General features: G+C 62.1%; 12 protein-coding genes, 1 tRNA gene and 1 other RNA gene. All 14 read left to right on the forward strand.

What is annotated here, in order from left to right:
- The first annotated feature begins 94 nt into the window (after positions 1 to 94).
- On the forward strand, positions 95 to 553 hold the full coding sequence (rimP, locus tag IPM89_15980) for a ribosome maturation factor RimP (protein QQS55982.1): 459 nt from the start codon (positions 95 to 97) through the stop codon (positions 551 to 553).
- Positions 554 to 597: 44 nt separating this feature from the next.
- Complete coding sequence (gene nusA, locus IPM89_15985; GenBank protein QQS54264.1) at positions 598 to 2,190, forward strand: transcription termination/antitermination protein NusA; 1,593 nt, start codon at positions 598 to 600, stop codon at positions 2,188 to 2,190.
- A 30-nt stretch (positions 2,191 to 2,220) separates the two neighbouring features.
- On the forward strand, positions 2,221 to 4,965 hold the full coding sequence (gene infB, locus IPM89_15990; protein ID QQS54265.1) for a translation initiation factor IF-2: 2,745 nt from the start codon (positions 2,221 to 2,223) through the stop codon (positions 4,963 to 4,965).
- A 24-nt stretch (positions 4,966 to 4,989) separates the two neighbouring features.
- Entirely contained in the window at positions 4,990 to 5,406 is a 417-nt protein-coding gene (rbfA, locus tag IPM89_15995) for a 30S ribosome-binding factor RbfA (GenBank protein ID QQS54266.1), read from the forward strand.
- Entirely contained in the window at positions 5,403 to 6,323 is a 921-nt protein-coding gene (gene truB / locus IPM89_16000; protein QQS54267.1) for a tRNA pseudouridine(55) synthase TruB, read from the forward strand. The genes rbfA and truB overlap by 4 nt, the downstream gene beginning before the upstream one ends.
- A 90-nt stretch (positions 6,324 to 6,413) precedes the next feature.
- Positions 6,414 to 6,683 carry a 30S ribosomal protein S15 gene (gene rpsO, locus IPM89_16005; protein ID QQS54268.1) on the forward strand — a complete coding sequence of 90 codons (270 nt, stop codon included), beginning with the start codon at positions 6,414 to 6,416 and terminating at the stop codon, positions 6,681 to 6,683.
- Between the two features lie 37 nt (positions 6,684 to 6,720).
- Positions 6,721 to 8,802, forward strand: coding sequence for a polyribonucleotide nucleotidyltransferase (gene pnp, locus IPM89_16010; GenBank protein ID QQS54269.1), 2,082 nt, complete (start codon positions 6,721 to 6,723; stop codon positions 8,800 to 8,802).
- 92 nt (positions 8,803 to 8,894) lie between these two features.
- Positions 8,895 to 8,984, forward strand: a tRNA-Ser gene (locus IPM89_16015).
- Between the two features lie 38 nt (positions 8,985 to 9,022).
- Positions 9,023 to 9,119, forward strand: an RNA gene (ffs, locus tag IPM89_16020) — signal recognition particle sRNA small type.
- A 78-nt stretch (positions 9,120 to 9,197) separates the two neighbouring features.
- Positions 9,198 to 10,781, forward strand: a complete 1,584-nt coding sequence (dnaX, locus tag IPM89_16025; protein QQS54270.1) for a DNA polymerase III subunit gamma/tau — start codon at positions 9,198 to 9,200, stop codon at positions 10,779 to 10,781.
- Positions 10,782 to 10,837: 56 nt separating this feature from the next.
- Positions 10,838 to 11,173, forward strand: a complete 336-nt coding sequence (locus tag IPM89_16030) for a YbaB/EbfC family nucleoid-associated protein (GenBank protein QQS54271.1) — start codon at positions 10,838 to 10,840, stop codon at positions 11,171 to 11,173.
- Between the two features lie 7 nt (positions 11,174 to 11,180).
- Entirely contained in the window at positions 11,181 to 11,777 is a 597-nt protein-coding gene (gene recR / locus IPM89_16035) for a recombination protein RecR (GenBank protein QQS54272.1), read from the forward strand.
- 19 nt (positions 11,778 to 11,796) lie between these two features.
- Positions 11,797 to 12,141 carry a histidine triad nucleotide-binding protein gene (locus IPM89_16040; GenBank protein ID QQS54273.1) on the forward strand — a complete coding sequence of 115 codons (345 nt, stop codon included), beginning with the start codon at positions 11,797 to 11,799 and terminating at the stop codon, positions 12,139 to 12,141.
- Positions 12,142 to 12,266: 125 nt separating this feature from the next.
- Positions 12,267 to 12,857: a c-type cytochrome gene (locus IPM89_16045; GenBank protein ID QQS55983.1), complete on the forward strand. Its 591-nt coding sequence runs from the start codon at positions 12,267 to 12,269 to the stop codon at positions 12,855 to 12,857.
- Position 12,858 lies beyond the last annotated feature (1 nt).

Raw genomic sequence — 12,858 nt, forward strand, 5'->3', positions numbered from 1 at the left:
AACTACCCCAGCTTGTGTTTTTTTGTGCCGTGAGGGATCAGGCAGATTGGCGAACGAAGTGGGCCGCTGGCCCACTTTTTATTTGGTGATCGAGATGCGCCAGGATTTTCAGATGCTCCGGCGGATAGTGGCCGCCACAGTGGAATCGATGGGCTATGAACTGGTAGGCGTGGAGTTCCACCCGCGCTCCACCAACGCGCTGTTGCGAATTTATATCGACGGCGAAAACGGAATCACTCTGGATGACTGCCAGCGGGTCAGTCATCAACTGAGCGGCGTGCTGGATGTCGAGGACCCAATCGCCGGGTCATACACCCTGGAGATTTCTTCGCCCGGGTTGGACCGTCCGCTGTTCGAGGCCAAGCATTTTGCGCGCTTTGCCGGCGCGGTGGTTCGAATCCAGCTCAGAGAACCGCTGGATGGGCGGCGGAAACTGGTCGGGCACCTACTTGGGATGCGCGGCGATGACGTGGTGATCGCGGGCAGCGACGGGCAGGAATGGGAGGTGCCGCTTGAGCGGATCGAGAAAGCTCGGTTGGTACCCCAACTCTAAAGGCAGGATGACAGCGTGCGGCTCCGGCTGGGAGGCAGAACGACATGCGCGTTAAAGATAGCGTTAGCGCTAAAGACAGCAAAGAAGGCCACAAAGAAATTCTGCTGGTTGTGGACGCCGTTTCCAATGAAAGAGGCGTCAGCAAGGAAATCATTTTTAGCGCCCTGGAAATTGCGCTGGCATCGGCGGCCAAGAAGCGCTACGAGGGCGATCCCGACGTGCGGGTGACGATCAACCGGCGGATCGGCAGTTATGAAACCTTCCGGCGTTGGCTGGTCGTGGAAGATGCCACGCAGATCGAGAGTCCCGATCGGCAGATGAACCTTGAAGATGCGAGCCGAATCCAGGCGGATGTCCAGGCCGGTGGCTATATCGAGATCCTCCTGGAGAACGCCGATTTTGGCGGCCGCATTGCCGCGCAGACCGCCAAGCAAGTCATCGTCCAGAAAGTGCGGGACGCCGAGCGAGCGCAGATCGTGGATGCCTATCTGCACCGCAAGGGTGAGTTGATCGGTGGGGTGGTCAAGCGCCTGGAGCGGGATCGGGATCGGGATCGACGGTCGGAGCGTAGCGAGCGGTCGGAGCGTAGCGATGTGATCCTGGATGTGGGTGGCAACGTTGAAGCCAAAATCATGGGCGAGGATCAGATTCCCCGCGAATCGTTCCGGACTGGCGAGCGGGTGCGGGGCTACCTGAAGGATGTTCGCGCCGAAAGCCGCGGTCCCCAGCTCTTCGTCAGCCGGGTGGCGCCAGAATTTCTGAGTGCGCTGTTCTCGCTGGAAGTACCCGAAATCAACCAAGGCATCATTGAGATCAAGGGTGCGGCGCGTGATCCCGGCTCGCGAGCCAAGATCGCGGTCAAGAGCAAGGATGCCCGCATTGATCCCATCGGCGCCTGCGTGGGCATGCGTGGTGCCCGGGTGCAAAGCGTGACCAACGAGTTGGCCGGCGAGCGGGTGGATATCGTGCAATGGGATGACGATCCGGTCCGCTTTGTGATGAATGCGATGTCGCCGGCCGAAGTTGAATCGGTCATCGTCGACGAGGACGCGCACAGCATGGATATCATCGTCGCCGACGAAAAACAGTTGGCGCAGGCGATCGGCAAGGGGGGGCAGAACGTGCAGTTGGCGAGCCGGCTGACTGGCTGGACGCTGAACGTGATGACCCGGACCCAGGCCCAGGCCAAGCGTGGTCAGGAGGACGAAGGCTTGTCGCGCATGTTTGTGGAGCAGTTGGGGGTCGATGAAGAGATCGCCACGATCCTGGTGCGTGAAGGGTTCGCCGGCTTGGAAGAAGTCGCCTACGTACCTGTCCACGAGATGCTGGAGATTCCGGAGTTCGATCAGGAGATCGTCGAGGAATTGCGTGGGCACGCGCGCGATGTGCTGCTGACGCGTGCCATCGCCGCCGAAGAAGAGATTGACAGCACCCGGCCGGCCGAGGATTTGCTGGGGATGGACGGCATGGATGAGGAATTGGCTTTTATGTTGGCTAGTAGCGGGATCACGACCATGGAGGATTTGGCCGAGCTATCGGTGGACGATCTCAACGATATAGCCGGATTGGATGACGAACGGGCCGCGAAACTGATCATGACGGCGCGAGCGCCTTGGTTTTCGAATGACGAGCGGTAGATGGGAACGAGCTTGGGCTGGGGGTGGTAAATGACGGATGTAACGGTCAAGCAGTTTGCAACGGTCGTCGGCATACCGGTGGATCGCCTGTTGGAACAGTTTGCTGAAGCCGGTATACCGGTTGGCGGCGCGGAAGTGACGATTACGGAAAAGCAGAAAATGGATCTATTGGCGCACTTGCGCAAGAGCCACGGTAACCGACCGCTCCAAGGCACGGCGGCCGAACCCAAACGGATTACGCTTAAGCGTAAGACCCATAGTGAAATCAAGATGGCTGGCGGGGGTGGTGGGCAAATTAAAACCGTCAGCGTCGAGGTGCGCAAAAAGCGTACCTATGTCAAGCGCGGTTTGGCTGAGGAAGACACTTCCCGTCAGCGTGAGCCCACACCGGTCGAGTCGTTCGCGCCAACGGTGGACGCGGAAGAACGGCTCCATCATGGAGAAGAAGCCAGTAACGCGCGGTCCGAGCCAGCGGTGGTGACAGCAGTGCAACCGCAGCCGTCGGAACAGGAAGCCCGTCGCCTGGCCGAAGCCGAGGAAGAAGCCCGTCGCCTGGCCGAAGCCGAGGAAGAAGCCCGTCGCCTGGCCGAAGCCGAGGAAGAAGCCCGTCGGGCGCAACAAGCAGCCGCTATCTCCCAATCCACCGAAACGACGGCTCGCCGGATCACCGATACCACGCCGGTATTGGTCCAAATTGAGCGGCGCGCCGAACCGAGTGCCTCAGCAGAGAGAGGCGTTAAAGGCGTTAAAGGCGGGAAATCGCCGGAGCCGGTGTCGGAGCCAAAAGCGGTCAGAAAGCGTCCCGAGGCACCGGCCCGGAGCACGCCCAAGCCACGCGGCGAAAGCGGAGCCGGTGCGCCGGGCCAGCGCCGGGAAGCGGGGAGTGGCGGGGAGCGGTTCTCGCCTGGGCGCGGTGAATCGAAGGAAGCGATATCCAACAAGGGCGACCGGCGCAAACCCAGGAAGAGCAGGGGGGCGAAGTCCTCCGCGCCGCCGCAGCGGCATGGTTTTGCCAAGCCCACCGCGCCAGTGGTGCGCGAGGTGGCGCTGCCCGAAACCATCAGCGTCATTGATCTGGCCCAGAAGATGTCGGTCAAAGCCACCGAAGTCATCAAGACGCTGTTGAAGATGGGGATGATGGTCACCATCAACCAGATGATCGACCAGGAAACCGCCGCGCTGGCTGTCGAGGAGATGGGGCATACCTACAAGCTCCTCAACGAAAACGCGCTGGAAGAAGAACTGACCGCCGAAACTGGCGGCGAGGCGATGCCGCGCCCGCCGGTGGTCACCATCATGGGTCATGTGGACCACGGCAAGACCTCGTTGCTCGATTATATTCGTCGGACCCGGGTCGCGGCTGGCGAGGCGGGTGGTATCACCCAGCACATCGGCGCGTATCACTTGCGTACTCCGAAAGGCGTGATTACCTTCCTCGACACGCCAGGTCACGCCGCGTTCACCGCCATGCGCGCACGCGGCGCCAAGGCCACCGACGTCGTGGTGCTGGTGGTGGCGGCCGACGACGGTGTGATGCCACAAACGATCGAAGCCGTTCAACATGCCCGCGCCGCCGGGGTGCCGATCGTGGTGGCGGTCAACAAAATGGACAAGGCCGGCGCCGATCCGGACCGGGTCAAGAGCGAGCTGTCGGCCCAGGGCGTCATCTCCGAAGAGTGGGGTGGTGACACCCTGTTTACCTATGTGTCCGCCAAGAGCGGCGCGGGTGTGGACGAGTTGCTCGACCAAATTCTGGTGCAGGCCGAAGTGCTGGAATTACACGCGCCAGTGGATGGTTTGGCCAAGGGCGTGGTGATCGAATCGCGGCTGGACAAGGGCCGAGGCCCGGTGGCGACCGTGCTGGTGCAAAGCGGCACCTTGCGCAAGGGCGATGTGATTCTGAGCGGCCTCGAATACGGTCGGGTGCGCGCCATGCTCAGCGAGACTGGGCAGAATACAAGCGAAGCTGGCCCCTCGATTCCGGTGGAAGTGCTCGGCCTGTCCGGCACCCCCAAGGCGGGCGATGACGTCATCGCGGTTGCCGACGAGCGCAAGGCCCGCGAAATCGCCCTGTTCCGCCAAGGCAAGGCCCGCGAGGAACAGACTCGCAAGCCAGTCATGGATATCGACGGCATCTCCCGGCAATTCGAGGCCGGGGAAATCAATATGCTTAATGTGGTGCTGAAGGCCGATGTGCAGGGTTCCGCCGAGGCCATCGTGGACGCGCTGGCCCGATTGTCCACCGCCGAAGTGCAGGTCAAGATCATCGCCAGCGGCGTCGGTGGCATCAACGAATCCGATATCAATCTGGCGAAGACCTCCAAGGCCATCATCATCGGTTTCAACGTTCGCGCCGACAGTGTCGCCAAGCGGCTGGCCGAAGAGGAAGGGCTGAAGCTGCACTATTACAGCATCATCTACGAACTCATCGACGACGTAAAACGCGCGATGGTCGGCATGCTCAAGCCAGCCTTCAAGGAAGAGATCGTCGGCTTGGCCGAGGTGCGCGATGTGTTCCGCTCGCCCAAGTTCGGCGTGGTGGCCGGCTGCATGGTGGTGGATGGGGTGGTGCGCCGCAACAATCCGATTCGGGTGCTGCGCAACAACGTGGTGATTTTCGAAGGCGCGCTGGATTCATTGCGGCGGTTCAAGGACGATGTTGGCGAAGTGCGCGCCGGTACCGAATGCGGTGTGGGCGTACGCAACTATAACGACATCCGCCAGGGCGACCATATCGAAGTCTTCGAGCGGGTGCAGGTGGAGCGCACCTTGTAGCGGACACCGCGGAGTGATCGAGCGATGATGAAACCCTCCTCCCGTACCCGTCGGGTGGGTGAACAGATCCGTCGGGAACTGGCGGATCTGATCCGCGCCGAACTGCGCGATCCACGGCTGACCCTGGTGTCGATGACCAGCGTCGAGGTTAGCCGCGATTTGGCATATGCCCGAATTTACGTCACCTCGATGGGCGAGCCGGCCGAACGGGTCGAGCAGGTCGCCGAACTCAATCGCGCCGCGCCACTCCTGCGTCGCGAGCTGGGCCGGCGCATGCACATCCGTATCGTGCCAAAGTTGGAATTCCGCTACGACGAGGTGGTGGAGCGCGCCGCCCGGCTGTCGGCGTTGATCGATGCCGCGGTGGCCGCCGACGCCGACCGCCACCACGATGAGCCGGCGGTAGACGATGGCGCCGGTCCGGAGGAGCGCCAGGAATGAGCGAGCGCCGTCCGCGCCGTGCGGTGAGCGGCGTGCTGCTGCTGGACAAGCCGGTCGGCTGGACTTCGAACGCGGCGCTGCAAGCAGTCAAGCACTTGTATCAGGCCGCCAAGGCCGGGCATACCGGCAGCCTCGATCCGCTGGCCAGCGGCCTGTTGCCGATTTGTCTGGGCGAGGCCACCAAGCTGTCCGGATTTTTGTTGAACGCCGACAAGGGGTACCGATTTACCTGCCGGTTGGGAGTGACCACCGCGACCGGCGACGCCGAAGGTGAAGTAGTGGCCGTTCGCCCAGTGGGACCGCTAAGCCGGGAATCGATGGAGGCGGCGCTGCGGCGGTTCGTGGGCACGATCCAGCAAATCCCGCCGATGTACTCCGCGCTGAAGCATAACGGCCAGCCGCTGTACAAGCTGGCACGCAAGGGAATTGAGATCGAACGCGCACCGCGCGAGGTGACCGTCCGCGAGTTGCGTTTGCTGCGCCTGGAAGACGAGGAGTTGGAGTGTGAGCTGCGTTGTTCCAAGGGCACTTATGTCCGGACGCTGGCCGCTGACCTGGGGGAGATGCTGGGGTGCGGCGCGCACGTTGCGGCGTTGCGGCGCACCGCGGTGGAGCCCTACGATGCCGCGAGGATGGTAACACTGGAGTCGTTGCGCGAGCGAGCCGAACAGGGGCTGGCGGCGCTGGATGCGGAGCTGCTGCCTCCGGACAGCGCGGTGGTGCGGTGGCCGGTGGTGCGGGTGGTGGGGGATGCCGCCTTTTATTTGCGGCAGGGCCAGCCGGTGCTGGTGCCGCGCGCTCCTTCCCAAGGCTGGGTGCGTTTGTATCAGGATGAACAGTGTTTTTTCGGTATCGGCGAAATCCTCGACGATGGCCGGGTCGCGCCGCGCCGGTTGCTGGCCTGTGAAGTTCCGTGACAAGGTTTGCTTGTTGCCTGACCTTGAATAGAGCTAACATCCCTCGCTTTATTGAATTGACTGATCGAATCTGAATTGGAGTTTGACTTTATGCCGCTCAACATCGAACAAAAAACTCAGGTCGTGCGGGATTTTCAGCGCGGCCCCGTCGATACGGGTTCCCCGGAGGTGCAGGTTGCGCTGCTGACCACCCGCATCAACGGCCTGCAATCGCATTTCAGTGATCATAAAAAGGACCATCACTCCCGCCGCGGGTTGCTAAAAATGGTCAACCAGCGCCGCAAGCTGCTGGATTATCTGAAAAGAAAGGATTTGCAATGCTATCAGAATCTGATTAGCCGCCTTGGCCTGCGCCGCTGAGGTTTTCCATCGATCTTTTATTGCATAGGACGCTTTCGTGACGCCCATCAAAAAGACTTTTCAGTACGGCCAGCACACGGTGACCTTGGAAACCGGTGAAATCGCCCGGCAGGCCAGCGGTGCGGTGGTGGTCAACATGGCCGATACCGTGGTGCTGGTCACCGTGGTCGCCGACCGGAAGACCAAAGCAGACCGGGATTTTCTGCCGCTGCGGGTGGACTACCAGGAGCGTAGTTACGCGGCGGGTCGCATTCCCGGCGGTTTTTTCCGCCGCGAGGGTCGTCCTTCCGAGAGCGAAATCCTGACTGCCCGACTGATCGATCGGCCGTTGCGCCCGCTGTTTCCGGAGGGGTTCACCAACGAGGTGCAGATCGTCGCCACCGTGATGTCGCTGAACAACCAGGTGGATCCGGAAATCCCGGCGCTGCTCGGCGCTTCGGCGGCGGTGGCGCTGTCCGGCGCACCGTTCCAGGGTCCGATCGGCGCGGCCCGAGTCGGTTACCGTGAAGGTCAATACCTGCTCAATCCAACCCGCCGCGAGTTGAAGGATTCGCGGTTGGATTTGGTGGTGGCCGGGACCGAACGAGCGGTTCTGATGGTGGAGTCCGAGGCCGAGGAGCTGTCCGAGGCGGTCATGCTCGGCGCGGTCATGTTCGGTCACGAACAGATGCAGGCGGCCATTCGCGCCATCAAGGAACTGGCGGCGGAAGCCGGCGCGCCATCGTGGAACTGGCAGCCGCCGGCCGACGACGCGGTACTGGAGGGCGCGGTGCGCGCCACCGCCGAAGCCGCGCTGGCCGCGGCCTATCAGATCCCCGAAAAGCTGGTCCGCCAGCAGCGGGTGCATGAAATCCACGACCAATTGGTTGCGCAACTGACGGCCCAGGAACCGGAACGCTGGACCACGCAGGCGATCGACAGTGCCTACTCAGCACTGGAAAGCGTAATCGTGCGCGGGCGTATCCTGTCCGGCCAACCGCGGATCGACGGCCGAGACACCCGGACGGTGCGGCCGATTTCCGTCCGCGTGGGCGTGCTGCCGCGCGCCCATGGTTCGGCGCTGTTCACCCGCGGCGAAACCCAGGCGTTGGTGGTCACCACGCTCGGCACCGATCGCGATGCCCAGATCATCGATGCCATTGAGGGCGAGTACCGCCAGCCGTTCCTGTTGCATTACAACTTCCCGCCGTATTCGGTGGGCGAGATCGGTCAGATCGGCAGCCCCAAGCGCCGGGAAATCGGGCATGGCCGCTTGGCCAAGCGCGGTGTGCAGGCCGTGATGCCCAAGCCGGAGAATTTTCCTTACACCGTGCGGATCGTGTCGGAAATCACCGAATCCAACGGTTCCAGCTCGATGGCCTCGGTCTGCGGCGCCAGTTTGTCGCTGATGGACGCGGGCGTATCGATCAAGGCGCCGGTGGCGGGCATCGCCATGGGCCTGATCAAGGAGCAGGATCGCTTCGCGGTGTTGACCGACATCATCGGCGATGAGGATCATCTGGGCGATATGGACTTCAAGGTGGCTGGTACCACCGCCGGGGTGACCGCCCTGCAGATGGACATCAAGATCGACGGCATCACCCGCGAGATCATGGAGCAGGCGCTGGCCCAGGCCCGCGAAGGGCGTTTGCACATCCTCGACAAAATGGGTGCGGTCATCGACGCGCCGAAGCTGGAACTGTCCGAGTACGCGCCGCGCTATACCACCCTGCGCATCAATCCGGAGAAGATCCGCGACGTGATCGGCAAGGGTGGCGTCACCATTCGTTCCATCACCGAGGAAACCGGCGCCACCATCGACATCACCGACGACGGTGTGGTGAAAATCGCCGCCGTGGACAAGGCGGCCGGCGACGAAGCCCGCCGCCGCATCGAACAGATCACCGCCGATGTGGAAGTCGGGCAGATCTACGAGGGCAAGGTGGTTCGGATCATGGATTTCGGTGCATTCGTGGCCATTCTGCCCGGCCGCGATGGAATGGTGCATATTTCCCAGATTTGCGAGGAGCGCGTGCAAAACGTGAGCGACAAACTGACGGTCGGCGACGTGATCAAGGTTCGGGTACTGGAAATCGACAAGCAGGGCCGTGTGCGTCTGAGCATGAAGGGTCTGGACTGAAATCGGAAATCGCCTGGGGCATGGTTTCTTGCCTTGGCGTGGTTGCTTCGAGTATATTTCCCAATCTTGCCGTGGAAGCGCGGCAAAGCTTTGGAGAGGTGGCCGAGCGGTTGAAGGCGCAGCACTGGAAATGCTGTTTAGGGGTAACTCTAACGAGGGTTCGAATCCCTCTCTCTCCGCCAGATCGACCAACTCCCAATCTGGTTGCAATGGTGGCCCATATCGGTCCCTCCGCGACGACAAACTGTGAACCCCGTCAGGCCCGGAAGGGAGCAGCGGCAGCAGTGGCCTCGGGCGCCGGGGTGTGGCTGATAGGGGCCGCCACCCTCCCTCAGGATGCGTGGGTCAAGGATGACGGCAGGATCACCGCCTTTTTTCGCCATTAGAGGAACCTCATGAGCTATCAGGTTCTGGCCCGCAAATGGCGCCCCCGTACCTTTCACGAATTGATCGGCCAGGAGCATGTGGTCCGCGCGTTGACCAACGCGCTCGACCAGCAGCGACTGCACCACGCCTTTCTGTTTACCGGCACGCGCGGAGTGGGCAAAACCACCATCGCCCGGATTTTCGCCAAGTCGCTGAACTGCGAGGTCGGCGTGTCCTCCACGCCTTGCGGACAGTGTGCCGCTTGCCGGGAAATCGATGCCGGCCGCTTCGTGGACCTGATCGAGGTCGATGCCGCCTCCCGCACCAAGGTTGAGGATACCCGCGAACTGCTGGAGAACGTGCAGTACGCGCCCGGCCGGGGTCGCTTCAAGGTATACCTGATCGATGAAGTCCACATGTTGTCCGCGCACAGCTTCAATGCATTGTTGAAGACCTTGGAGGAGCCGCCGCCGCCCGTGAAATTCCTGCTGGCGACCACCGATCCGCAGAAGCTGCCGGTCACGGTCCTGTCGCGCTGCCTCCAGTTCAACCTCAAGCGCTTGCCGGTGAGCCAGATCGCCGGATATCTGGATCAGGTTTTGGAACGCGAGGATGTCCCTCGTGAGCCAGCGGCGGTGCAGCTTATCGCCCGCGCCGGCGACGGCAGCATGCGCGATGCCTTGAGCCTATTGGATCAGGCGATTGCTTTCGGTGGTGGTCGGGTGGAAGCGGCCGCGGTCGAGGCCATGCTCGGCAGTATCGATCGGCGGCGGGTGGTGAACCTGCTGCGGGCGCTGGCGACCGGCGAGGCGCAGGTGGTGATGCGGCAGGTCGCCGAACTGGACGAACTGGCCCCGGACTATGCGGTGGTGCTGGCCGAACTGCTATCGCTGTTGCAGCAGGTGGCGCTGGCGCAGGTGCTGCCCGATGCCGTGCCGGAGGATGGCGTGGCCGACCCAGAGGATCTGCGGCAATTGGCGCGGGCCTTGCCGCCGGAGGATGTACAGTTATTCTATCAAATTGCCTTATTGGGCCGGCGCGATCTGCCATTGATGCCCGAACCGCGCGGCGGCTTCGAAATGGTGTTGCTGCGGATGCTGTGTTTCCGGCCGGCGGCTCGGGAAATCGCGGCGCCGGTTCTGCCCGAAGCCAGGCCCGCTCCAGTACCGGCCGTTGTGCCCGCTTCGCGGCCCGCTTCGCCGGCGACTGGCGCTTCGGCCCAAGCGACTAGCTCGGAATGGGGTGCTCTGGTCGGGCAACTTAAACTGACCGGCATCGCCAAGCAGGTGGCGATGAATTGCGCCTTGATCGAGCGGCAGGGTAACGATTTTCGGTTGGCCCTGGAACCCGGTCATGCCCAGTTGTTCAACAAATCGATTGAGGATCGGTTGAAAGCAGCGCTGGAGCAACAACTTGGCGCGCCGGTTGGTTTGCGGATTCAAGTGGGCGGCGCGGTGGAGGACACCCCAGCCCGCCAGCGGTTCCAGCAACAGGCGGAACGACAGCAAGTTGTCGCCGAGCAGATCGCTCAGGACCCGCATGTGCGGGATATGCAGAAAACGTTCGGTGCGCAAATCGTGGCGGTCCATCCGCTGGATGAAACCGACGGCTGACGATTCCCCATCGGCGGCCACGACCCCATTGCGACTGATTTTTAAGGAGAGCAACGATGAAAGGCGGTTTGGGTAATTTGATGAAACAGGCGCAAAAGATGCAGGAAAACCTGCAAAAGGCGCAAGCGGAAATCGCGGCGATGGAGATCATCGGAGAATCTGGCGGCGGGCTGGTCAGCGTGGTGATCACCGGTCGCTACGAGGTCCGGCGGATTCGGATCGACGACAGCCTGGTGAGTGACGACAAGGACATGCTGGAAGATCTGGTCGCCGCGGCGTTCAACGACGCTGTCCACAAGGTCGAGCGGACCACGCAGGAAAAAATGGGTGGGTTGACCGCTGGCATGGGTTTGCCGCCGGGCATGATGGGCGACTTGAAACTGCCGTTCTGACACTGGCGTGGCCGCTTCGCCGCTGCTGGTCCAGTTGATGGTGGCGCTGCGCTGCCTGCCGGGAGTGGGGCCAAAATCGGCGCAACGGATGGCGCTGCATCTGCTGGAACGGGATCGCGATGGGGCCGCGCGTTTAGTCGAGGCGCTACGGACGGCGCTGGACCGGATCGGCCACTGTCGGCGGTGCCGCGATCTGAGCGAAACCGAGATTTGCGCTTTGTGTGCCCACCCGCGTCGCGACCGTTCGCTGCTGTGTGTGATCGAAACTCCGGCCGATGTGCTGGCGGTGGAGCAATCCACCGGTTTTCAGGGCTTGTATTTCGTGCTAATGGGTCATTTGTCGCCCCTGGATGGGATCGGGCCGGCGGAGTTGGGGCTGGAGATTCTGGAGGCGCGCCTGGATGAGGGCGAGGTGCGCGAAATGATTCTCGCCACCAATCCGACCGTGGAAGGCGAGGCGACCGCCTACTACATCGCCGAGCTGGCCCGCGAGCGCGGTATCCGCGCCACTCGCATCGCCCACGGCGTGCCGTTGGGCGGAGAATTGGAATCCGTGGACGGCGGCACACTGGCGCACGCCTTTGTCGGTCGTCGGGATTTGTGAGTCGAACGGAGCACGCATCATGAACGACTGTATTTTTTGCAAGATCGCCGCTGGCGAGATCCCCGCCGATATCGTGTACGACGACGGCGAGGTGTTGGCCTTTCGGGATATCAACCCCGAAGCTCCCATCCATCTTTTGCTCATTCCCCGCCGTCATATTGCCACCCTGAACGCTTTGAGCGAAGCGGACGCCGCGCTGGTCGGTCGGCTGTATTTGGCGGGCAAGCAGATAGCGGCGGAATTGGGCGTGGCCGAAAGCGGCTACCGCACGGTGATCAACTGCAATCGCGACGCCGGCCAGCTTGTTTTCCATGTCCACATGCATTTGTTGGCGGGCCGGGAGTTGGGTTGGCCGCCGGGTTGAACCGCGTCGGCACGAGCGGATTCGCAATGCAAAGCATTTTCATCAGCAGTTGCCAGCGCGTCTCAATCCACGATCTATACTGATTTTCGCCGGAACTTGCCGGTCGTGTGAACGTGAGGCCAATGATGAAAAATTGTGTTGCGTTTCCATATCGGAATGCTGTTTTTCGCTTGTCTTGCAAAAAGCTGACGGTGATCGGCTTGGTGGCGCTGGTCGTGGGTGGACCGCCGCTCTGGGCGGCGTCCGAGGGTGGCGACCTGGTTTTGCGAGGCGCTTATCTGATGGCGGCGAGCGGCTGCGCCGATTGCCATACGCCGATGAAAATGGGTCCCAAGGGTCCCGAACCCGACCTGTCGCGCCAATTTTCTGGCCATCCAGAACAACTCAAACTCTCGCCGCCGCCCAAGGCCGATGCGTCCTGGGTTTGGTTTGGTTCCGCCACCAATACCGCCTATGCCGGTCCTTGGGGCATCAGTTACGCCGCCAATCTGAGCTCGGATAAGGAAACCGGACTGGGGTCATGGAAGGAAAGCGAGTTTGTACAGGCGATCAAAACCGGCAAACATGCGGGGGTTGGTCGACCAATCATGCCGCCGATGCCCTGGCAAGCGTTATCGCATTTGACCGAGGACGATTTGCGGGCGATGTTCCGGTATTTGCAAACCGTGCCGCCGGTTCGCAACCGAGTCCCCGACTACCAGCCGCCCGCTCAGTGAT

It is taken from the genome of Candidatus Competibacteraceae bacterium (genome assembly GCA_016699715.1).
Classification (GTDB): Bacteria; Pseudomonadota; Gammaproteobacteria; order Competibacterales; family Competibacteraceae; genus Competibacter.